A 21197-nucleotide genomic window follows, 5' to 3' on the forward strand; every position below is an offset into this window, starting at 1 on the left:
CTGGGGCCGCGGCTGGGCCGGGGCAGCCCCCCCCCCCCCCCCCCCGCCGCCCCCGGCCCCCGGGGGCTGGGGCTCCCCCCCGCCGCGGGGTGCGCAGTCGGGCGGACGCCCGCCGGCCGCCGCTCCCGGCCCGGAGCCGGAGCTGTGCCCGCAGTGCCGTACGCCCCGTGAGGGCGGCGCGCCCTTCTGCGAGGAGTGCCGGTGGAACTTCCTGACCAACACGGCCACGTCCTACACCCCGGCCGCCCCGCGCACGCCCCAGCCCCGCGTCGAGCCGCCCCGCTTCCAGCCGCCGAGCGCGACGTACGGCGGCGGTGACGGGTACGAGTACCAGGGCTCACGGCCCTCGCAGATGAACCGGCCCGCCGAGCCGATCCCGTCCTTCGGCAGCGAGCCGTCGGGTCCGACGCCGTTCGGCGCCGACGTCCGGTCCCCGTCGGGCCCGCCGACGACTCCGGGTCCCTCCGGTCCTTCCGGTCCGGCCGGCCCCTCCGGGTTCGGTGGCGGGCAAAGGCAAGGGCAGCGTCCGGGCCCGGGGCAAGGCCAGGGTCAGGGTCAGGGTTTCGGTGGACCCGCCGGTCCGCCGCCCTTCGGTCGTGACCCCTTCGCTCCCGGTGCCCCCACTTCCCCCGGCCCGCCCCAGGGCGGGCCCGGTGCGCCCGGTTCCCCGGGCTTCGGCGGCGACCCCTCGCGGCCCGTACCGCCGCCGCCCGGTCCCACCCCGTCCGCCGGTCCCGGTGCCGGCCCCGGCGGTGCCCCGCAGGCGTTCCAGCAGTCCGGACCGCCCGCCCCGCCCGCGTTCCCGCAGACCGGCCGGCCTCCCGCCGGTGGCGGCGAGGGCGACTGGGTGATCTCCCCGCCGTCGTCCGGCAACCCTGCCGAAGGTCCCGCCAGTGACCCGGGCAACGGATACGACTACCCGATGGCGCCCTCCATGCAGCCCGCGCGCGAGACCGCGTTCCCGCCGCGGCCCGCGGGACCGGCCACCTGGACGGCGACCATCGGCCCGGACCGCGACTACTTCATGGCGATGATGCAGCGCTCCGGCCCGGAGGCCGCGGGGCTCAACCTGCCCGCGTACTCGCCCGAGCAGCAGCGCGCGCTCACCGGCAACCAGGTCACCATCGGCCGCCGCCGGCACTCCACCGGCGACACCCCCGACATCGACCTGTCGGTGCCCCCGGAGGATCCGGGCGTCTCGCACCAGCACGCGGTGCTGGTGCAGCAGCCGAACGGGAGCTGGGCGGTCGTCGACCAGAACTCGACGAACGGCACCACGGTCAACGGCTCCGACGAGCCGATCCAGCCGTTCGTACCGGTCCCGTTGCAGGACGGCGACCGGGTGCACGTGGGCGCCTGGACGACGATCACCGTCCGCCGCGGCTGAACCGACCGGAACGAACCGGCCGGAGGTCAGGGCAGGGGCCAGACGTACGGCCCCTGCGGGTCGTCCAGCCACGCCCAGGCCCGCTCGCCGCCGACCGTGACGCCGTAGCGCTCGCGCTGCGGCCCGCCCTCGCGCTCCCACAGCGCGCAGGCCTCCCACGGATCGAGGGTGCGCCGGGTCAGGGCGAGCAGGAAGCGGAACGTCTCCTGCTCGCGGACCCGGCCCGGCAGCCCGGCGAGCGACGCCCCCTCCGGCTCGGCCCTGGCCTCGCCGCGCAGCGGTACGAAGTAGGCGGCCGTCGGCAGGAAACGTCCCTCGGCGTGGACCGGGTCCCGGACGGTGAGGGCCAGCAGGCCGGTGCCCAGCGGGGTCAGGATCCGGGCACCGGGGCGGCACTGGGCGAGCCAGGCACGCGGGACCGTGAGCAGTGCGCAGGTGGCGATGATCCGGTCGAAACGGGCGCGTTCGGGCACCCCACGCGCGCCGTCGCCGGTCACGACGACCGGACGGTGGCCGACCGCCTCCAGATGGCGACGGGCCGACTCGGCGATCTCCGGCTCCAGGTCGATCGTGGTGACGAGGTCGTCGTCGCCGAGCCGGTGGGCGAGCAGGGCCGCGTTGTAGCCGGTGCCGGCGCCGACCTCCAGGACCCGGTCGCCGTCCGCCACGCGCAGCGCGACCAGCATCCGCGCCATCAGGGAGGGCTGGCTGCTGGAGGAGACCAGCTCGCCGTCGCGCAGCCGGGTGGCCAGCGGGGCGTCCTCGTAGGCGCCGCGCACCCACCGCTCGCGGGCCCGCGGATCGGGGCTCTCGCCCCAGCGGCGCCGGTAGCCGCCCCGCCCTGCGACGTAGTAGTACGGCACGAAGCGATGCCGGGGCACGGCCGCGAAGGCGTCCCGCCACACCGGGTCCTCGTGCCAGGCCCCGTCGGCGTCGATCTCCCGCACCAGCGCGGCCCGCGCCTCGGTGGCGAGATCCTCGATCTCCGTGTCGTAGGCGCCCATGTGTCCACAGTAGGGGCGCACCGGTACCCGGGGTCCTAAGCCTTGAGTCCTGGGTCACCCCGTCTGAGACGATAGGCGGGTGAGAGAGATTCGGCGCGGCACGCTTCAGGAGCAGACCTTCTACGAGCAGGTCGGCGGGGAGGAGACCTTCCGTCGGCTCGTCCACCGTTTCTACGAGGGAGTCGCCGAGGACCCGCTCCTGCGGCCGATGTACCCGGAGGAGGACCTGGGTCCGGCCGAGGAACGGCTGACCCTGTTCCTGATCCAGTACTGGGGCGGCCCCACGACGTACAGCGACAACCGCGGCCACCCCCGGCTGCGGATGCGGCACGCGCCGTTCACGGTGGACCGGGCGGCGCACGACGCGTGGCTGAGGCACATGCGGGTGGCCGTCGACGAACTCGGGCTGTCCGAGGAGCACGAGCGGACGCTGTGGAACTACCTGACGTACGCCGCCCAGTCGATGGTCAACACCCCGGACTGAGCGGGCGGTTCAGCGGACGCTGACGCCGAGCGGGCCGAGCCCGGACCGGCGTACGGCGACGGAGCCGTAGGGCGTGCGCAGCCGCAGCCACGCCCCCGAGGAGAACAGTCCGGTGTCGGCCGCCCGCGTGCCCGGTCGCAGGAAGCCCAGCGACTGCGCCGCGTGCACGGCCCGCACCGGCAGCCCGGTGCCGCCGATCTCCCGGGACCAGACGTCCCGCCCGATCCGGTCGAGTTCGGCGCGGGTACGGGCGTCCGGCGCCAGTTTCTCCGTACGCGAGCGGAATTCGGCCACCACGGCGGCCACGGTCGCCCGCAGCGCGTCCGGGGCGGGCAGTCCCGGCTCGGGCCGCCAGCCGCCGCGCGGCGGCAGCACCCCGGCCCACGGCGGTCCGGTGACGGCGGCCGGGACGGCGGCGGTGGCCGCGCGCTCGTCCACGGACTCCAGCAGCTCACCGGCGGAGACGGTCGCGTCGAGGGTGAGCTCGAGCCCGTCCTCGTACGGCTTCGACAGCCGCACCGCGCGCACGGCCAGCACCTCGAAGGACGGGGGCCGGCCGAAGACGGCGAGCGCGGTGCCGGCCGCCTGCAGGCGCACCGCGGCTCCACGGTCGTAGTGGAGCAGCCGGGAGAGGAAGGCGGCGAGGTCGGCCGCCTCGGTCTCGTCGGCGAGGTGCAGCACGGTCATGCCGCGACTGCCTCCCCGGCGTCGTCCGCGTACTCCTCCAGGAAGTCGCGCTCCTCCCGCGTGATCCGCCGGGGCCGCTGGGTCTCGAAGTCGAACGGGACGACCACGGTGCGGGCCTGGACGTAGACGGTGTCCTCGTCCTTCACCTCGTAGGAGACGGTGAAGGACGCGGCCCGGACGTCCGTGACCCACATCTCGATGTCTACCGGCGTGGGCCGGTGGACGAGCTGGCGGCGGTAGTCGATCTCATGGCGCGCCACCACGGACCCGTCCTTCGACTCCTTGCCCCGACGGGACAGGAAGTCGATACGGGCCTCCTCCAGATAGCGGAGGAAGACCGCGTTGTTGACATGGCCATAGGCGTCCATGTCCGACCAGCGCAACGGGCAGCGGTAGATGTGCCGCAAGATCGATCAGCCCCGGGTCAGCTTCTTGTAGGTCGCGCGGTGCGGACGCGCGGCGTCCGGCCCGAGCCGCTCGACCTTGTTCTTCTCGTACGACTCGAAGTTGCCCTCGAACCAGAACCACTTCGACTCACCCTCGTAGGCGAGGATGTGCGTGGCGACCCGGTCGAGGAACCAGCGGTCGTGGGAGACGACGACGGCGCACCCGGGGAACTCGAGGAGCGCGTTCTCCAGGCTGCTGAGCGTCTCGACGTCGAGGTCGTTGGTGGGCTCGTCGAGGAGCAGCAGGTTGCCGCCCTGCTTCAGGGTCAGCGCCAGGTTGAGGCGGTTGCGCTCACCACCGGAGAGCACACCGGCCGGCTTCTGCTGGTCCGGGCCCTTGAACCCGAACGCGGACACGTACGCCCGGCTCGGCATCTCGACCTGACCGACGTTGATGTAGTCGAGCCCGTCGGACACGACCTCCCACAGCGTCTTCTTCGGGTCGATGTTCTCGCGGCTCTGGTCGACGTAGGAGATCTTGACGGTGTCGCCGACCTTGATGTCGCCGGAGTCCGGGGTCTCCAGGCCCTGGATCATCTTGAACAGCGTGGTCTTGCCCGCGCCGTTCGGGCCGATGACACCGACGATGCCGTTACGCGGCAGGGTGAAGCTCAGGTCGTCGACGAGGATCTTCTCCCCGAAGCCCTTCTGCAGGTCGTTGACCTCGACGACGACGTTGCCCAGGCGCGGGCCCGGCGGGATCTGGATCTCCTCGAAGTCCAGCTTCCGCATCTTGTCGGCCTCGGCGGCCATCTCCTCGTACCGCGCGAGACGGGCCTTGGACTTGGCCTGCCGCCCCTTGGCGTTGGAGCGGACCCACTCCAGCTCTTCCTTGAGCCGCTTCTGCCGCTTGGCGTCCTTCTGGCCCTCGACCTTGAGACGGGTCGCCTTGGTCTCCAGGTACTTGGAGTAGTTGCCCTCGTAGCCGTGCAGACGGCCGCGGTCGACCTCGCAGATCCACCCGGCGACGTTGTCGAGGAAGTACCGGTCGTGGGTGACGGCGACGACGGTGCCCGGGTACTTGGCCAGGTGCTGCTCCAGCCAGTTCACCGACTCGGCGTCGAGGTGGTTGGTGGGCTCGTCGAGGAGGAGCAGGTCGGGCTGCTCCAGCAGCAGCTTGCAGAGCGCGACACGGCGCTTCTCGCCACCGGAGAGGTTGGTGACGGGCCAGTCGCCGGGCGGGCAGCCCAGCGCGTCCATCGCCTGCTCGAGCTGAGCGTCCAGGTCCCACGCGTTGGCGTGGTCCAGCTCCTCCTGCAGCTTGCCCATCTCGTCGAGCAGCGCGTCCGAGTAGTCGGTCGCCATCAGCTCGGCGATCTCGTTGAACCGGTCGAGCTTGCCCTTGACCTCGGCGACACCCTCCTGGACGTTCTCCAGGACGGTCTTCTCCTCGTTCAGCGGGGGCTCCTGGAGCAGGATGCCCACGGTGTAGCCCGGCGACAGGAACGCGTCGCCGTTCGACGGCTGCTCCAGCCCGGCCATGATCTTCAGCACGGTCGACTTACCGGCACCGTTCGGACCGACAACGCCGATCTTCGCGCCCGGCAGGAAGCTCAGGGTGACGTCGTCGAGGATCACCTTGTCGCCGTGCGCTTTGCGCGCCTTGCGCATGGTGTAAATGAACTCAGCCAAGAGAAACCGTCCGGCAGCTTGAAATCTGGCAGTGGGCAGATACACCCCATCTTGCCTGACTGCCAGCCCTGGGTGTTAACCCGTTTGGTCCGGGCCGTCTGACCTGGAGTTTCTCCGGTGGCGACGGTAGCTCGTCTGTCACTGTCGGTCGCTGTCGAGTGGCCTCGGGCACCCTCGCACGGCCCAGGGACGGCCCGGGAGCACGCGTCAGCTGCCGGCCACTCATCGAGCCGGACTCTCATCTGATGGGTCTGGGGGTGCCAGTGGACCTCACCCTCGGCGGAGGTCCCGAGGGCAGGCACTCCCTCCCGTACGGCATGGCCGTGATCTCGTCGGGTGAGCGTCAGCTGGAGTCGGTGGCGTCGGCGCCCTCCAGTAGCGCCTTCAACGCGGCCAGGTCCTTGACGTTCGCCCGCCGCACAGCCGCAGCCATCATCGGAGCGCTCACTTTGGCAAAGCCGGACGGCTCGCCGCGGTTGCGCAGCGTCATCCGGGTACGGGCAGCGTCCACCGGCTGCCAGGTGTAGGTCGTCTCCATGGGAAACGGCCCCTGCGCGGTGCGCATCACGAGTCGTTCGGGAGAGCACTCGACGATTTCGTACGTGTAGGTCAGGGTGCGCCCCAGAAACCGGGCGACGAAGTCGAGCTCCGAGCCCGCGGCGAGCGGCGGCGAGGTCCGCCAACGCACCGAGACGATGTTGGCGTACCAGTGCGGCGCATTGGTCGGATCCCCGGCATAGGCGGCGACCTCCGCACAAGGACGGGCGATCACGGTCTCGGTGAGGACGTCGACGGCCATGACGTCAACGCTAGCCCGGCCGCTCACGCTCCGGAGCCCGGCACACGTGCTGCCCGGTCAGCCCTCGACTGACCTTCGCCTCCCGGCAAGGTTCTCCTTGGTCAGGGCCCCGTCGGTACGCAGGGGCTCTCCAGCCGACAGGCGGGCCCTGGCCTCCCGCAGCTTGGCCTCCGTTGCGGCGGATACTGGTATCAGGCAGCTCCCCTTCTTCTCTCCATGCTCGGGTGATGCGCTGTACGTCGGCGCTACCAGGAGGCCCTGCCGTTATGCCCCGACCGCCGAGAGGTCACCCGAACAGGAACCGTGTTCACCTGATCAAGTCTGCCGAGCGGTAAGCGGATGGCTTCTGAGTCGAGTCAGTCAACTCGCGAGCACTGTCATGGAGGAGCCGACCCGGAGCGGCAGAGTCCCGCGGTGTTGCAGCGTCAGGCGTGTTGTGTGTTGGGCTGGTCGAGTCCGAGGTCGCGTCGTGGTTGGCCGACCATGGTGGCTGGATCGACGATGCGGTCGAAGTCGGCGGCGGAGACGCCCAGGGCGAGAGCCGCCTCGCGCAGGGTGGTGCCCTCGTCGTCAGCCTTGTGCGCGATCGTGGACGCCTTGTCGTAGCCGATGGTTGGTTCTGCAGTGCTGCCGGCGCGCGCACAGCTGCTGCGGTGCGCGCGATGCGAGTACGGGTTTGCCGTCCGCGCACTGCAGCGACTGCAGGTGGAGAACATGGCGGACAACGCTGCGACGATCGCCGCGGCGACGAAGCCGGGGTTCACGATCGAGGCACGTTGCAACGCTCGGCCTGGGTTTATGGCGAATTCCCCGGCGACGTTGTCCTCGGCCTCCTCGCTCACGCGTGGGCTTCCTGGGACAGGAACCACAGCGGAGCCCGCAGCCGTCCCGGAGCCTGAGGCCCCCGCCCGAAGGTGACGGGGCCGGCGTCGCTCGAAGCTCCGTGACGGGCGCCGGTCAGTCGCCCGGCTGCTCCCGCTTGCGCAGGATCACCAGGACCGCGCCGCCGATGACGACCAGACCGATGGCCGCGCCGGCGATCAGCGGGGTGATCGCGGAGCCGCCCGTCGCAGCGAGGTCGGTGTCGGGTACCGCGGTGCCGCCCACCGAGGCCGGGCTGGGCTCGTTGTGGGCCTTGGCGGACTGGGCCGTGATCACGCCCTGGGTCTTGCAGTCGAGGACGCCGGTGAAGCGGTGGCTGAAGCCGTTCGGGCCGGTGATCGTGAAGTCGTAGGCCTGATCCTCCTGGAGCGGCACCGTCACCGTGCGGGTGGCGCCCGCCGGGATGGTGTGCTCGGTGCCCATCAGCTCGAAGTCGAAGGGCTTGTCGCCGTTGTTGGACGTGATGATGTCCAGGCCGCCCTTGACGCAGTTCTTGCGCGCCGAGACCGCCGGTATGGCGCCCTCGGCCGCCCAGGTGGCGCCGGCGGTCGCGGAGACCGTGGACTCGCTCGAGCCGGCCAGGATCTGGGTCTGGCTGCGGCTGTCGGAGGCGAAGGCCCGGCCCACGGGCACGGTGGTCGACGCCTGCACGGTCAGCTGCGCCGTACCGTCGTCCGCGTCCTCGGGGATGTCGAAGTAGAGCCGGCTGCCGTTCTTCGCGGAGGTCATCACCTTGCCGGTCTTGTCGATGATCCGCACCCCGGTGGTGGCCGCGTCCGCCGGCGGGCTGATCGCGACGGCAGCCGCGTTGGTGTGCACGGTCACCGGTCCCAGCACGTCACCGGGCCGGCCGGAGACCGCGGGTGGGTCCAGGGTGAGCGAGGCCTGCGGTTCGGCGAGGCCGCGGGCGCTCCTCTCCAGATAGTCGGCGAGCTTCTCGGCCTGCGGGTCGACGGCGTCGACCTTCGCGCCGTCGGAGTAGCGCCAGATGGCCACCTGGGTGCCGGCCGCCGCGTCCTGCTCGGTCAGGCCGCCGGCGCCCGCCTTCCGGGCCAGCGTGGCCAGGTCGTTGACCTGGGGGTAGGAGTTCTGCAGGATCCAGCGGATCCTGCCGGCGTTCTTGTTGGTGCCCAGCGAGGTGCCGCTCCAGGACGTCTCCTGGTACTGGGTGTCGCGCTGCGTGGGGTTGTTCAGGTCGACGCAGTACGTCTGCAGGGTGCCGCCGCCGTCGACGGACATCTCGAACAGCCCCGCGGCCACCCGCTGGTCGCCGCCGGCCTCGTGGACCACGGCCTCGCCGTAGGTCTTCAGGCCGTTGATGGTGGCCGTCGCCCCGCCCTGGGTCTGCGGTGCCTCCTCGGCCACGGCCGTACCGGCGCCGGACAGCACACCGGCGGCCACGATGCCGGACACCGTCGCGGCGGCGGCCAGCCGGGCCACGGGGGCGGACCGGTGGAACCCAGAGAACGCAGCAACCACAGAATTCCCCTTCGAGCAGGACCCGTTGGACGTGGGGGACGGTCCCACCAGCAGAATCGGCAGCCCCGAAGGGCATGCCCGGCATCCTATGGATCAGCCGGAGCCTCTCCCGACGGTCGGATGATCCGATGGCCGATCCGATCCGCAATCGTTATCGCCGGGACCGTCCATGAGCTGGGCATATCGATAAATCAACCGGTTCGTACGGGCTGTTGGGCCCCGCGCGGTGGCGATCAGGCCCGCCGGTGCCACGGACCGGTTCCGCGTTCGCTGACGTCACGTCACCGTGGCGGGTTCCGCTGCCTGTTGGGCTGCCTGTTGGACCTGCGACGGCTGTTCAGGGTGCGACGTCTCCCAGTTCGGCTCCGGCCTCGCCGGCGTCGGCTGCGCCTCCGGTTTCGCCGGGCGCTGGAAGGCCGCCGTACCGCGCGACAGATCGTGGCCGATCGCCACGGCGTCGATGTCGGCGGAGGCCCACTGCTGCTGACTCTCGCGCACCTCCGTGCGCACCTTCAGCCGGCCCTGGACGACGACGGGCTGGCCCACCTCCACCGACGCGGCCACGTTGACCGCGAGCTGCCGGTTGGCCCACACCGTGAAGAAGTTGGTGTGCCCGTCCGTCCAGACGCTCTTCTCCCGGTCCCAGTAGCGGGAGGTCACCGCCAGCCGGAACCGGGCCGACGGACCCGCCGCCGACTCCCGGTACACCGGCTGGGTCGCCACGTTGCCCACCACGCAGACGATGGTCTCGTTCATGTCCTCGCTCCCCTCCCCCGCCCGGCGTCCTCCGGCCGGCGGGCACGCGCACGGGCCCGTCCCGTACGGCTGTGTCCGGCGACCGCGCCACGATCGCCGCGCCCCCAGACTGCCGCCGCCGGGCCGGGCCCGCTGAGCCCTGTGGACCACCCCCCCGCCTGTGGAAAACCCCGCCCCCCACACGAGTGACGCCCGTCCCCAGCACGGGTAACGCCCGCCCCCCGCCCCTCACTCACACCCCGGAACAGGGGGAGACACCGGCTCCCTCAGCCTGGGAACAGCACCGGGAAACCCCCAGGGACACCCCCGGGCGGCGGCCTCCGGCTTCAGGAGCCCCCGAGGCCCCTGGCCCTCACACCACCCCCGACCCGCTCCGTGCCACCCGCCCGTACTGCTCCCGCACCTCCCGGTACCGCAGCAGCTCCGCCGCCACCGGATCGAGCACCCGGGCCCGGCCGCAGCTCGCGGCCGCCTCGCGCAGGCGGCGTTCCGCGTCCAGGCCGTAGCGCCGGGCCGGGCCTTTCGCCGCCATCCGGCAGCCCCACTCCACCAGCGGCCCGCCGACGATCCCGCACACCATCAGCAGCACCGGAGCCCACAGGTTGGGCTCCACGACACCGGCGATCTGGCCCACCAGCCACAGGCCGCCCACGACCTGCAACAGCGTCATCGCCGCCTGGGCCAGCACCGCCGCCGGCCACCAGCCCGGCCGTGGCGGACGCCCCGGCGGCAGGCCGGCCCGCTCGGCCAGTTCGTCCAGTGCCGCGGACAGCCCGTGGGACCCGCGGACGGCCGCCTCGCGCACCGCCTGCGCCCACGGCGTGGGCAGCCCGGCCGAGGCCCGGTCGGCCACCGTACGGACCGCCTGCTCCACGCGCTGGCGGGCCGTGGCCTCCTCGTCGGACTGGGCGGCGGCCTGCACGAGGTGGCGGCCCGTGCCGGCCTCGCTCCGGTGCTGGTACCAGCGCCACAGCCGCAGCCAGGGCGTGCCGCACGCGCGGTTGGCGTTGCGCAGCCAGGCGCGCTCGGCGGCCTCGCCCGCCGCGGTGGCGCCCACCGCGTCCGCAAGGCGCGCGGCGAACTCCTCGCGGGCCTGCTCGCTGAGGGCGGCCCGCCGCCCGGTGGCGTACATGGGCCGCAGTTCGGCCGCGGCGGCGTCCACGTCGGCCGCGACCCGGCGGGCCGCCGCGCCGCGCTCCGCCACGAACTGGGCAAGCGTCTCGCGCAGCTCGCCGACGCCGTCGCCGGTGAGCGCGGACAGGGCGAGCACGGTGGCGCCGGGCTCGCCGTACTCGCCGAGCGCGATGCCGTCCTCGTCCAGCAGCCGCCGCAGATCGTCCAGGACCTGGTCGGCGGCCTCCCCGGGCAGCCGGTCGATCTGGTTGAGGACGACGAACGTGATCTCCGCGTGGCCGGCCATGGGCCGCAGATAGCGCTCGTGCAGCACGGCGTCGGCGTACTTCTCCGGGTCGACCACCCAGATCACCGCGTCGACCAGTTTCAGAATCCGGTCGACCTGCTTACGGTGCTCCACGGCGGCGGAGTCGTGGTCGGGCAGGTCGACGAGGACCAGCCCGCGCAGCTGTGCCTCGGCCTCCGGGCTCTGCAGCGGGCGGCGGCGCAGCCGGCCCGGGATGCCCAGCCGGTCGATGAGGCTCGCGGCGCCGTCGCTCCAGCTGCACGCGATCGGCGCGGCCGTGGTCGGACGCCGTACGCCGGTCTCCGAAATGGCGACTCCGGCAAGGGCGTTGAACAGCTGCGACTTGCCGCTGCCGGTCGCTCCCGCGATGGCGACGACGGTGTGCCGACCGGAGAGCTTGCGGCGGGCGGCCGCCTCGTCCAGGACTCGGGCCGCCTCGGCGAGGGTGGCGCTGTCCAGCCGGGTGCGGGAGAGTCCGACCAGCTCGCGCAGCGCGTCCAGGCGGGAGCGCAGCGGGCCGTCGTACGCCAGCGGGGCGGGGGTCCGGCTGCCCTGGCCGCGGCCGGCGGTCTCCAGGACGGAGGCGCGTTCGGCGGCGAGAGCGGCGGCGCTGGCCTCCGTGACCCGTCGCGCGATGAGCCCGTCGTCCCACGCCTCGCCCGACTCGCCCGACTCCGCCGCCTCGCCCGACTGCGCCGACCCGGGGACGGCGTCCGCGGCGGGCCCACGGGGGGCCGGGGGAGTACGGGGGTGCGGGGGCGGCGGCGGAGGCGGGAGCTGGATCTGTTGCCGGAGCGGCGGGGTGCTGTCCGCTTCCGGGCTCTTCTCCAGGCTCGGGCGCTGCGGCCGGGCCGGCTCGACGTCCTTGGCGTCCTCCTCGTCGCCCTCGTACGCGTCGTGTTCGTACGTGTCGTCTCCGCGCGCGTGCTGTTCGTAGGCGTGCTGTTCGTAGGCGCGCTGTGCGAAGGCGTGCGCCTTGTACGCGTCGTTCTCGTCCGGTACGCGCGCGTACGGCTCGCTCGCCGCGTCCTCGGCCTCGGTGCCGGGGTCGTACGTGCCGGTGCCGCCGTCCGTCGCACCCTCACCGTGCTCCACGCGGCCGTTACTGTCGTGGTCCATAAGCCCCCTGCGCCCCATGTGGTCGATGTGATCCGTGTGGTCCTGGTCAGTGACGGCGGTCACCGGTCACCTCTCCTTCTGCAGTACGGACAGCGCCGCGATGAGTCCTGCCTGGGGCTCGGGTTGCACGTCCAGGGCGTCGAGCGGGGCGAGGCGTCGCTCGCGTTCGGCGTGCAGGACGCGGTCCACGTGGTCGCCCAGCAGCCGCCCGGCCCGGTCGCGCAGCCGCAGCGCGCCGTGGGCGCCGAGCCACTCGGCGAGCCGCTCGCCCGCGGTGCGCGCCCGGCGTCCGCCGAGCAGCGCGGTGGCGACCAGGGCGGCGACGACCTCCGGGTCGGGGGCGGCGGCGAGGGCCGGCTCGCGCACCTCGTCCTCGGCGTACTCCTCCAGCTCGCGCCGCCAGCGCCGTACGGCGAGGCCGATGCGGTGCTCGGCGCTCTCCACGGAGCAGTCGCCGGCGGCGAGGGCCGGGTCGGCGCCGGCGGGCTCGCGCCGCCAGGCCTCGTTGACGCGCTCGTCGGCGGCGGTGACGGAGCACAGCAGCAGCGCGGCCAGGCTCTCCACGAGCGCGTCGAGGAGTTCCCCGGCGGTGCAGTCCAGCGGGAAGGCCCGCCAGCGCTTGAGGGCGTCCCCGGCGAGTACGGCGCCGGACTGGAGCCGGCTGCGCACGCGCGCCTGCTCGATGTCGTAGGCGCTCTCCACGGCGGTGGTCAGCCGGAGGGCGGCGGCGTACTGGGCGGCCGCCGCGCCGGCCAGCTCGGGCATGCGGGACTTGAGCGAGTCGAGGAGGCCGTATGCGGTACGGGCCATGACGTGCTGCCGGGCGGTGGCGTCCTGGGAGTGGAGGACGAGCCAGTTCTTCAGAGGCGCGACGGCGGTGCCGGGCAGCAGACCGGCGCCCCAGGCGGACTCGGGCAGCTCGGGCACGGTGAAGCGGGGTACGTCGCCGAGCCCGGCCTTGGCGAGCAGGGCGCCGTACTGCCGGGAAACCTCCGAGACGACCTGGTGGGGCACCCGGTCCAGGACGGTCACGAGTGTGGCGCCGTACTCCTTGGCGGTGCGCAGCAGATGCCAGGGGACGGCGTCGGCGTAGCGGGCGGCCGTGGTGACCATGATCCAGATGTCGGCCGCGCACATCAGCTCGGCGGCCAGGACCCGGTTGTCGGCGACGAGGGAGTCGACGTCGGGGGCGTCGAGGAGGGCGAGTCCGCGCGGGAGGGTCTCGGCGGTCTCGACGCGCAGCACGCGCGCGGGACTCTTCGGACTCTCGCCGGCGAGCGGGAACTCGTCGGCGGGGTCCTGCTGGGACGACCACACGCGCGTGAGGTCGGGCAGCACGCGCACCCCGCTGAACCAGTGATGGTCCTCCGGATGACAGACGAGGACCGGTGTCCGGGTCGTCGGCCGCAGCACGCCCGCCTCGCTCACCCGGCGGCCGACGAGCGAGTTGACCAGCGTCGACTTGCCCGCACCGGTGGAGCCGCCGACGACGGCCAGCAGCGGCGCCTCGGGTTCCCGCAGGCGGGGTACCAGATAGTCGTCGAGCTGTGCGAGGAGTTCGTCGCGGTTGGCACGCGCGCGTGGGGCACCGGCCAGGGGCAGCGGAAAGCGTGCGGCGGCGACACGGTCGCGCAGAGCGGAAAGTGTGTCGAGCAGCTGAGGCCGTACGTCCAAGGTCACCACATGCGAAGAATGCCCAATTTTAGGGGAATTCTGAAGCATATAGACATGTCTGCGCGCCGACGGAACAGAACAGACACAAGGGACGACTGGGACGGAGGCACAGTCCAGGCATAACGAGTGCACAACACCCGGTGCGTCGGACGCCAAAAGCGATGCACGATTCGTACCTGCCTGCGATTATCAGGACCGCTTCACCGAACCTCCACATCGAGCCACGGAGGCGAAGCGACCGGGTCGAGGAACAGGGAGCTTTATCCTTGGACCCGCCACCAGGCCCCCGTAGCTCAGTGGATAGAGCAGGCGCCTTCTAAGCGCTTGGCCGCAGGTTCGAGTCCTGCCGGGGGCGCCCACCCTCAGCCCTCCCATCGGGAGGGCTTTTTGCTGGTCAGGGCGGGTGGGGCTCGACGCAGGTGAGCTACGGACGCCCTCTTGGCGGTCAAGGTCCGACTCCGGGGCCGTCCGGCTGTGACCGGGTTTTCGCGGGTGGCCCTGTCGCATACGTGTCGCGGTTCCGGGCCTGAGGGATCAGCCTGCGGACGGCTGCTCGGGGAGATCACCCGCAGCTTCAAGCCGCCCGCCGCAGTCCCCCACCCGGGCGGGCGGGATGCCCTCTTCGAGCCGCTTCGTCAGGCGCGTTTTCCGGTTGTCGTAGACGCGGCGCCCGGTGGGCGAGTCGTGGACGTGCGGCGGCAGTACGGCCTTACGCGCGCCGCGCCGCGCCCGACGGATGACGGAGCCGGCGAGGACGGCCCCGAACTCGCCCTGGAACAGCCAGATCACCCGGCTGGAGCTGTTCGTCCTCGATGTGCCGGCGCAGGATGCGCGTCAGGGCGGGATGCCCCGGCACGGTGCGTGTCTCGCCCTGCACACGGCCGTTCGGGTGGCATGGTCCGCGGATCACCCGCCGTGTCGGTCCAGTCCGCTGCTTCCCGGCCTCCGGGGTCGCCGTGTGGATCAGCGGCTCGCACCACTGTGCGGCGGCGTCGGGCCGGGGGAAGCGACAGGTGCTCCACTCACATGGCTACGGCTTCCTCGGGCCGTGGGCGGTGGGTTGGCCCGCAGAATGCGCCGACGGACCGCGTACTTCACGGCGACGCCGAGGATCTGACGGTCGCGCTTGCGGGACCAGGGCGCCACTCGCTTGCCGTCGAGGCGGGCGTCGACGGCGCGCAGGACCTCGTCGGCCTTCTCCGGTCCTCCCGGGTTCCACGCCCGAGGCGGCGCATACAGAACCTGGCCGCAGGTCAGCGATGCTCCCGCTCCCGTAGCGCCCACGCTTTGCGGACCGAGGTCCGAAAAAGCTGCCGTCTGACACGGGTCGAAAACTCGAAACACCAGGTCAGCGGCGTGACGTGAGCGTTCGCATCCGGATCTGTGCCGACGGCCACAGCGAGCGGCATGCGCGTAGGCTCATACTGAGCCATGACAAAATCTGCGGCACCGAAGCGTCATCTCCCCACCAGCCCCTTCAAAGCCCCGGTCACACCGGCTCCCAAGCACTTCGCCATGGGCGACCAGGTCACACATGACATGTACGGCCTCGGCCGGGTGGTCGGCGTCGAGGACGGAAACGCGGTGCTCGTGGATTTCGGCTCCACGCAAATGCGGATCTTGAGTCCGTACGCCAAGATGACCAAGCTGTAGGACCGCTGTGCCCGGTCACGGCACCCCAGGGTCCTTCAGGGACCCGTAACGAAAGGCAGACCTCTCATCGACCCGACGTCGCTGTTCTCCGCCCTGGAAGGGCAACCCCGCCGTTCCACCGCGGTATCGCCGCCTCCGACGACCAGCCCCTTCCAGGCCCCGGACTTCGGAGAAGACGAGATCTTCTGGTCCGAGGACGCGCAGGAGCCCGCCCCGAGCACGCGTACGGCGCGGCCCAAGGCCGCCTAGCGGCAGGTTCGACCACTACCCGCGGGCTGTCTGCGGTGCTGCGGTGAGGAGTACGACCGTCTCGGTTTCCTTCTCGTCCAGCCCCGTCCACCGAGGCGCAGTTCGCGGGCCCGACGGGGCCATGCCCCGACCGTTTGCCCAGGTCAACGCCCGAGCCACCCTCAAATGACCGCAGCTTCCCAAGCTGAGGACTCCAGCACCCTTGTCACGGACCGGCCGTCGTGTCCTGCTCTGGCCGACGGCATCGAGCGGCGTGGCTGAGGTCTGCGGGGGTGGAGCGAGACATCCGCGCGCCTGATCGGTCGGCGCACCCGGCAGAGGTGCGACACCCCTCCCGCCGGGCGCCCCCGCGCGCGCCCGGCAAGGCCCCGCCCCGTACCGGCCGCACGAGCTCCGTGCCTGCCGACGGTTCCACCAGGACTCCCCCGGGAACCGTCCCCGGCCCCGTGTCATCTCCCCGCCTGGACGGGCCGCGCCGCTCCCGTGTGCACTGTATACAGTCGCCGACGGGGAGAGGAGAGTCGACGTGCGACTTCGCTGTGCTGTGCTGGACGACTTCCAGGGTGTGGCCACCACGCTGGCCGACTGGTCGGTGATCGAGGACGAGGTCGAGGTGGTCGCGCTGCGCGAGCACCTCGCCGTCGAGGACGACCTCGCCGCGGTCCTCGCCGACTACGACATCGTCGTCACCCTGCGCGAACGTGTCCCGTTTCCGGGGTCGTTGATCTCCCGGCTGCCCCGGCTGAAACTGCTCGTCGCCTCCGGGATGCGCAACAGCGTCATCGACTACGCCGCCGCCGAGAAGCACGGCGTCACCGTGTGCGGCACGCAGAGTTCGGGCATCCCGCCGGCCGAGCTGACCTGGGCGCTGCTGCTCGGGCTGGCGCGCGGGATCGTCGAGGAGAGCACCGCGCTGCGCACGGGCGGTCCCTGGCAGTCGACCGTCGGCGCCGATCTGCACGGCGCCCGGCTCGGGGTGCTCGGGCTCGGCCGGATCGGCGGCCATGTGGCCGGCGTCGGACTCGCCTTCGGTATGCGGGTCGGCGCGTGGAGCCCGCGTCTGACCAAGGAGCGCGCCGCCGAGCAGGGTGTTGAACTGTTCGCGTCCAAGGAGGAGTTGCTCGCCGACAGCGACTTCGTCACCGTGCTGGTGCCCGGCGGCGACAGCACCCGTGGCCTCATCGGCGCCGCCGAGCTGGCCCTGATGAAGCCGACCGCCTACCTGATCAACACCTCGCGGGCGTCGGTCGTCGACCAGGACGCGCTGCTGGCCGCGCTGCACGAGGGCCGGATCGCGGGCGCGGGCGTCGACGTCTTCGACGTCGAGCCGCTGCCCGCCGACCACCCCATGCGCACCGCGCCCCGGCTCCTCGCCACGCCCCACCTCGGCTATGTCTCGCGGTCCAACTACACGACCTACTACGGCCAGGCGGTGGAGAACGTCCAGGCCTATCTGGCGGGCTCGCCGGTACGCCGGCTGCCGTGAGAGACGTGCTGCCGTTAAGAGGGTGATCTCCGCGCGATCACCGTGACCACCCTCGCGCGGCGCCGTTGAAGGGGGAGTGCGGCAGCAAGTCTGCCGCCGCGCTCTTTCCCAGCAACAATAAGGAGAACGTGATGTCTCGCATCGCGAAGGCAGCCGTTGTCGCTCTCGGCGCCGGTGCCGTGGTGGTGGGCGGGGCCGGCCTGGCCCTGGCCGACGCGGGCGCCGAGGGTGCGGCCGTCGACTCGCCGGGTGTCGTGTCCGGCAACGCGGTCCAGGTCCCGCTCCACGTCCCGGTCAACGTGTGCGGGAACACCGTGGACGTGATCGGCCTGCTGAACCCGGCCTTCGGCAACACCTGCGTCAACAAGGGGGAGCCGGACAAGGGCGGCAGCAGCTACGGCAACTGATCCGTCGGCGGACTCGCACATCCGCCGACGGACACGGCAGAGCCCCGGCACTCCGAGCGCCGGTGCTCTCCTCGGCCCGGACAGCGGCAGGACGGACGCGCTCAGGCGTACCGGTAGATCCGGCTCAGGTCCTCCAGCTGGTCCGGTGTCTCGTTCCACGGCGGGAGCTTCTCGTGCCGGGCGACGACCCGATGGTGGCGGGGCGAGGGATTGACCGGCAGATAGCGGTGCTCGCGGTGCGCCCGCTGCCAGCGCTGCCACTGCAGGTCGATGAAGGAGTGGTGGAGCCAGAACACCGGGTCGTTGACGGAGGCGCCGCCGAGCATCGCCCCGCCGACCCAGCGGTGCACCCGATTGTGGTTGTGCCAGGAGGCGCTGCCGGTGCCCCGCCCCCAGCCCTCCAGCTTGTTGCGGAAGCCGCTGGTGACGGTCGAGTCCCAGGGCCGGACGTCGTAGACCGGATCGTCGAGCGCCCACTGCAGCTCGCTCCGCGTGGGCAGTTGGAGGGGGGCGGCCGCACGGCCCAGGTCGCGGGTGAGGAACTTGCCGTCGGTGACGCCCACCTTGATGGTCCAGTGGCCCCCGGCGTAGGCGAACGGCCCGGTCGTCACCTGCCGGTCGGAGCGCCGCCCGGTGCCGCCGAGCAGGTCCTCCGTCCAGGGCACGGACGTCCTCGTACGGTCCCGGGTCCAGTCCCAGTACGGCACCGTCACCGAGGAGTCGACGCGGCGCAGCGCCCGCTCCAGCTCCAGCACGAACCGGCGGTGCCAGGGCAGGAAGGACGGCGCCATGTGCGCGGTGCGCAGCCCGGTCTCGCCGTCGGGGGTGTAGAAGTGGATGTGCGTGCGGACGAACTCGTCGTACTCGCCACGCCGTTTGAGTTCCAGCAGCGCGTTCACGAACCGCCGCCGTTCACTCGTGGTGAGGGTGCTGACGTTCTTGCGCACGTACGTCATGCGGTCCCCCCCATGTGCATGTGCTCGCCGCCCGTCGTCCCCGGCGCCGGGTCGAGCAGCCGCTGGCCCGGGCCGATCTCGTCCACGGCCGCCCGGGTCGCCTCCAGTGGCGTCCGGTACGACGTGTAGTGGTCGATCATGCTCAGCCAGCTGCCGTCGGCCCGTCGCATCAGGTGCAGCGGACGCCCGTCGACGGTGATCCGCCAGTCGCACTCGGCGGCCCCGCGCCCCGCGACCGGCTCCGGCACGCCCTGGATACGGCGGCCCCGGTAGATCTCGTCGAAGGAGGCGCCGCCGGCGGTCCGTACCGCGGACGTGGTACGGGAGGCGGCGACGAGCGGGGCCAGTGACAGCGCGGCGACGCAGGCCAGCAGCCCCCGCGCCGCCTCTCTTCGGGACTGTGGCGCCGCCCCCGCTCTCGCCCGCCGCCCCGCACCCACCGCCACCGCGCCGACACCGACGACCATCGCTCGCTCCTCGTCCCCGACCGGACGTCCGAAGGGATGTCCCCGAAGGGATGTCCCTGAACGGATGTCCGTGATCGGACGCCTGTGTACGGACGTCCGTGATCGGACGTCCGTACCGGCTAACCGACGCGGGGCGCGGAGAGTCACCGCACTAGAGCCATCCGGTGGGGGGAGGGAAGGGCCGCGGAGGGTGGCACGGGCGGAGGTTACGGCGTCCGGGGCGGCGGCTACGACGCTTGGGCGACGGTCGGTGCGGGCGGCCGTCGCCGGGGCTGGGCGCGCGATGCGGCGGACCGGACGGGCCTGCCCCGTCCGTGAGCTCGCGCGCGGCCTAGAGCCCCGGCCCGCTGGACAGGACCAGGCCCGGGACCGCCTGGAGGACCGGGGCGGCGACGGCGGCCTCGGGGAGCTTGAGGTTCGGCATGCCGAAATTGTCGGGGTTGGGCGGAGTCAGGGGGGCGTCCAGGTTCACGCCGGGGGCCAGGGTGCGCAGGTCGGTGCCGGGGGCGTCGACGCCGGCGTGGTCGGAGCCGTCGCCCAGGACCCGTGGGAGCGGTGTCCGCAGGTGGGCGCCGGGCAGGTTGCCGGTGAACGGCACCTGGGGCAGCGTGTGTTCGGGCATCAGGCGGCCGGCGACGTAGCGGGGGCCGTCGGGGGCGCCGGCCATCAGCACCGGCACCTCCAGGCTTGCCTTCGGCACCTCCGTGCCGAGGGCCATGGAGAGGCCGTCCAACGGCACCGGGACGGAGATCGCGGCGGCGGCCGGGGTGGCGGCGGCACCCACAGCGGCCGCGACGCCCGTGATGACGGCGGCAAGGGTTCCTCGGGTGGTTGACTTCATGTCAGGTACGGGTCCCTTTCAGAATGTGCGAGTTCGACGTCCGTACCGCGTAACGAGCCGGCAAACGGCTTCAGCGCACATTTCCCCCGAGTGCCGTATTCGTCGGCTGGTCACTCAACGGCTCGTCACTCTTCAGCTCGTCACTCTTCAGCTCGTCCAGAAGTCCCACCAGCGGGTCAGGACGAGCATGCCGATCACGCCGATGTGCAGCAGCGGAAGCACCCAGGTGAATTCGGCGAAGAACCCCTTCAGCCAGGCGGGCGCGGGCAGGAAGCCGTTCCTGACGATCAGCGAGGTGGCGTACCAGAACATCAGGATCGTGGCGACCCAGGCCAGACAGCACCACAGGCACAGCGCGTCGATCCGGTAGAGGGACTCGAACTGGAGCCAGGAGACGAAGCCGACGCCGAACAGACAGCCGGCCTCGAACAGCAGCCAGTACCAGCCGGGAAAGCGGGCGCCGGCCAGCAGGCTCACGCCGACGCACACGACGATGCCGTAGGCGACCAGGCCCAGCATCGGGTTGGGGAACCCGAAGGCCGAGGCCTGTGCGCTCTTCATGACGCTGCCGCAGGACACCACGGGGTTCAGGCTGCATCCGGGGACGAAGGCGGGGTTCTGCAGCAGTTCGAACTTGTCGAGGGTGATGACCCAGGAAGCGAGCAGCCCGGCCGCCCCGGTGAGCACCAGCAGCAGCCCGAATCCCCTGCCGCCGGCGAGGGTCCCGCGCATCAGCCGCGCGGACCGGTGGCGGGCAGGACGACGTGCGCGGCGGCGTTCAGGGTCTCGTCGGCGCCGGCGAAGGCGCCCAGGTCGGCCGGCTCGACGGTCTTGCCGGGCTCGCCCTCGGGCCAGGCGCGGGTCGTGAACACCAGGTAGGCGTAGCCGCGCTCGGCGACGGCTTCGAGCCACTCCTGCGGCGCGTCGGCCCGGGCGACCAGTTGCGGCATCCGTACGACGGCCTGCCCGGCCTCGACCAGCAGGCTGACGGGGAGGCCGGGCCGGCCGTTGCCGTCGATCAGGTCGCCGCCGACCGGCAGTCCGTTGCTGGTCAGCAGGTGCTCGACGGCGGCCGCGGTGACCTGTGGGCCGCCCTCGGCGTCGCCCAGGGAATAGGCCAGCAGATAGGGCATGTCGGAGCCGTCGGGGGCCTCGCCGCTCCAGGCCATGAGGACGAGCGTGCCGAGGTCGGCGGGGTGGAGGGCGTTCGGGGTGGAGGTCACCGCGCGACCTTATCGACGCGTTCGCGGGCCGCCGGGCGGCTTCTCACCCTTCCGGGCCAGTGCCCGACCCGGCGCCACACGAACGAGGGAAGCGGGGCGGAAAAGGCCGGGGGCCGGTGCCGCGGGTGCGGTACCGACCCCTGTTC

Annotated in this window: 21 protein-coding genes and 1 tRNA gene; 6 read left to right on the plus strand and 16 right to left on the minus strand. The window is 72.2% G+C overall.

The window, feature by feature from the left end; translation table 11 throughout:
• On the plus strand, positions 1–1387 hold a 1387-nt coding region (locus ADK64_RS44015), incomplete at its 5' end, for an FHA domain-containing protein (RefSeq protein WP_107093190.1).
• A 26-nt stretch (positions 1388–1413) separates the two neighbouring features.
• Here the strand turns inward: ADK64_RS44015 and ADK64_RS36075 are convergent.
• A complete protein-coding gene (locus tag ADK64_RS36075; RefSeq protein ID WP_053666301.1) occupies positions 1414–2391 on the minus strand; it encodes a methyltransferase domain-containing protein in 978 nt (325 codons plus the stop codon).
• 79 nt (positions 2392–2470) lie between these two features.
• Between ADK64_RS36075 and ADK64_RS36080 the strand changes: the two genes are divergently transcribed.
• Positions 2471–2875, plus strand: a complete 405-nt coding sequence (locus ADK64_RS36080; RefSeq protein WP_053666303.1) for a globin — start codon at positions 2471–2473, stop codon at positions 2873–2875.
• Between the two features lie 9 nt (positions 2876–2884).
• On the opposite strand, the gene ADK64_RS36085 is transcribed toward ADK64_RS36080, so the two are convergent.
• The 9 genes from ADK64_RS36085 to ADK64_RS36125 form a co-directional block, all read right to left on the minus strand.
• Positions 2885–3562, minus strand: coding sequence for a hypothetical protein (locus ADK64_RS36085; protein WP_053666305.1), 678 nt, complete (start codon positions 3560–3562; stop codon positions 2885–2887).
• Positions 3559–3969 carry an acyl-CoA thioesterase gene (locus tag ADK64_RS36090; protein WP_053666308.1) on the minus strand — a complete coding sequence of 137 codons (411 nt, stop codon included), beginning with the start codon at positions 3967–3969 and terminating at the stop codon, positions 3559–3561. Before ADK64_RS36090 ends, ADK64_RS36085 begins: the two co-directional genes overlap by 4 nt.
• Before the next feature lie 6 nt (positions 3970–3975).
• Positions 3976–5640: an energy-dependent translational throttle protein EttA gene (ettA, locus tag ADK64_RS36095; RefSeq protein WP_053666310.1), complete on the minus strand. Its 1665-nt coding sequence runs from the start codon at positions 5638–5640 to the stop codon at positions 3976–3978.
• A gap of 343 nt (positions 5641–5983) precedes the next feature.
• Positions 5984–6439: an SRPBCC family protein gene (locus tag ADK64_RS36100; protein WP_053666312.1), complete on the minus strand. Its 456-nt coding sequence runs from the start codon at positions 6437–6439 to the stop codon at positions 5984–5986.
• A gap of 425 nt (positions 6440–6864) precedes the next feature.
• Complete coding sequence (locus ADK64_RS36105) at positions 6865–7281, minus strand: hypothetical protein (protein ID WP_053666313.1); 417 nt, start codon at positions 7279–7281, stop codon at positions 6865–6867.
• Positions 7282–7396: 115 nt separating this feature from the next.
• On the minus strand, positions 7397–8800 hold the full coding sequence (locus ADK64_RS36110; protein ID WP_420713088.1) for a Cys-Gln thioester bond-forming surface protein: 1404 nt from the start codon (positions 8798–8800) through the stop codon (positions 7397–7399).
• 276 nt (positions 8801–9076) lie between these two features.
• On the minus strand, positions 9077–9556 hold the full coding sequence (locus tag ADK64_RS36115; RefSeq protein ID WP_053666314.1) for a single-stranded DNA-binding protein: 480 nt from the start codon (positions 9554–9556) through the stop codon (positions 9077–9079).
• Between the two features lie 352 nt (positions 9557–9908).
• Positions 9909–12158: a YfjP family GTPase gene (locus tag ADK64_RS36120; protein WP_053666315.1), complete on the minus strand. Its 2250-nt coding sequence runs from the start codon at positions 12156–12158 to the stop codon at positions 9909–9911.
• 3 nt (positions 12159–12161) lie between these two features.
• The gene (locus ADK64_RS36125) at positions 12162–13778 is read right to left on the minus strand and encodes a dynamin family protein (protein WP_053666316.1); all 1617 of its coding nucleotides are present in this window, start codon (positions 13776–13778) and stop codon (positions 12162–12164) included.
• Between the two features lie 273 nt (positions 13779–14051).
• Between ADK64_RS36125 and ADK64_RS36130 the strand changes: the two genes are divergently transcribed.
• A tRNA-Arg gene (locus tag ADK64_RS36130) sits at positions 14052–14124 on the plus strand.
• Between the two features lie 179 nt (positions 14125–14303).
• Here the strand turns inward: ADK64_RS36130 and ADK64_RS47910 are convergent.
• On the minus strand, positions 14304–14558 hold the full coding sequence (locus ADK64_RS47910; protein ID WP_053666317.1) for a hypothetical protein: 255 nt from the start codon (positions 14556–14558) through the stop codon (positions 14304–14306).
• Positions 14559–15200: 642 nt separating this feature from the next.
• Between ADK64_RS47910 and ADK64_RS36140 the strand changes: the two genes are divergently transcribed.
• The 3 genes from ADK64_RS36140 to ADK64_RS36150 all read left to right on the plus strand — a co-directional run bounded on the left by ADK64_RS36140 (position 15201) and on the right by ADK64_RS36150 (position 17564).
• The gene (locus ADK64_RS36140) at positions 15201–15422 is read left to right on the plus strand and encodes a hypothetical protein (RefSeq protein ID WP_053666318.1); all 222 of its coding nucleotides are present in this window, start codon (positions 15201–15203) and stop codon (positions 15420–15422) included.
• 775 nt (positions 15423–16197) lie between these two features.
• The gene (locus ADK64_RS36145; protein WP_053666319.1) at positions 16198–17157 is read left to right on the plus strand and encodes a D-2-hydroxyacid dehydrogenase family protein; all 960 of its coding nucleotides are present in this window, start codon (positions 16198–16200) and stop codon (positions 17155–17157) included.
• Between the two features lie 131 nt (positions 17158–17288).
• A complete protein-coding gene (locus tag ADK64_RS36150; RefSeq protein ID WP_053666320.1) occupies positions 17289–17564 on the plus strand; it encodes a chaplin in 276 nt (91 codons plus the stop codon).
• A 101-nt stretch (positions 17565–17665) separates the two neighbouring features.
• Here the strand turns inward: ADK64_RS36150 and ADK64_RS36155 are convergent, their stop codons facing one another.
• The 5 genes from ADK64_RS36155 to ADK64_RS36175 all read right to left on the minus strand — a co-directional run bounded on the left by ADK64_RS36155 (position 17666) and on the right by ADK64_RS36175 (position 21051).
• Positions 17666–18520, minus strand: a complete 855-nt coding sequence (locus tag ADK64_RS36155) for a tyrosinase family protein (RefSeq protein ID WP_053666321.1) — start codon at positions 18518–18520, stop codon at positions 17666–17668.
• Entirely contained in the window at positions 18517–18987 is a 471-nt protein-coding gene (locus ADK64_RS36160) for a tyrosinase cofactor (protein ID WP_053666322.1), read from the minus strand. The genes ADK64_RS36155 and ADK64_RS36160 overlap by 4 nt, the downstream gene beginning before the upstream one ends.
• A gap of 331 nt (positions 18988–19318) precedes the next feature.
• Positions 19319–19828: a hypothetical protein gene (locus tag ADK64_RS36165; protein WP_053666323.1), complete on the minus strand. Its 510-nt coding sequence runs from the start codon at positions 19826–19828 to the stop codon at positions 19319–19321.
• Positions 19829–19975: 147 nt separating this feature from the next.
• Positions 19976–20560 (minus strand): vitamin K epoxide reductase family protein, encoded by a 585-nt coding sequence (locus ADK64_RS36170; RefSeq protein WP_053666324.1) that lies wholly within the window; start codon positions 20558–20560, stop codon positions 19976–19978.
• On the minus strand, positions 20560–21051 hold the full coding sequence (locus ADK64_RS36175; protein WP_053666325.1) for a DUF5949 family protein: 492 nt from the start codon (positions 21049–21051) through the stop codon (positions 20560–20562). Before ADK64_RS36175 ends, ADK64_RS36170 begins: the two co-directional genes overlap by 1 nt.
• Between the last annotated feature and the right edge of the window lie 146 nt (positions 21052–21197).

The sequence above is a fragment of the Streptomyces sp. MMG1121 genome, from assembly GCF_001280015.1.
GTDB lineage: Bacteria > Actinomycetota > Actinomycetes > Streptomycetales > Streptomycetaceae > Streptomyces.

Bases quoted from the DNA above. Each gene is read 5' to 3' on its own strand.
- ADK64_RS36085 (WP_053666305.1), bottom strand. From the start codon at position 3,562: ATGACCGTGCTGCACCTCGCCGACGAGACCGAGGCGGCCGACCTCGCC.
- ADK64_RS36155 (WP_053666321.1), bottom strand. From the start codon at position 18,520: ATGACGTACGTGCGCAAGAACGTCAGCACCCTCACCACGAGTGAACGG.
- ADK64_RS36100 (WP_053666312.1), bottom strand. From the start codon at position 6,439: ATGGCCGTCGACGTCCTCACCGAGACCGTGATCGCCCGTCCTTGTGCG.
- ADK64_RS36140 (WP_053666318.1), top strand. From the start codon at position 15,201: ATGACAAAATCTGCGGCACCGAAGCGTCATCTCCCCACCAGCCCCTTC.
- ADK64_RS36170 (WP_053666324.1), bottom strand. From the start codon at position 20,560: ATGCGCGGGACCCTCGCCGGCGGCAGGGGATTCGGGCTGCTGCTGGTG.
- ADK64_RS36165 (WP_053666323.1), bottom strand. From the start codon at position 19,828: ATGAAGTCAACCACCCGAGGAACCCTTGCCGCCGTCATCACGGGCGTC.
- ADK64_RS36075 (WP_053666301.1), bottom strand. From the start codon at position 2,391: ATGGGCGCCTACGACACGGAGATCGAGGATCTCGCCACCGAGGCGCGG.
- ADK64_RS36150 (WP_053666320.1), top strand. From the start codon at position 17,289: ATGTCTCGCATCGCGAAGGCAGCCGTTGTCGCTCTCGGCGCCGGTGCC.
- ADK64_RS36160 (WP_053666322.1), bottom strand. From the start codon at position 18,987: ATGGTCGTCGGTGTCGGCGCGGTGGCGGTGGGTGCGGGGCGGCGGGCG.
- ADK64_RS36115 (WP_053666314.1), bottom strand. From the start codon at position 9,556: ATGAACGAGACCATCGTCTGCGTGGTGGGCAACGTGGCGACCCAGCCG.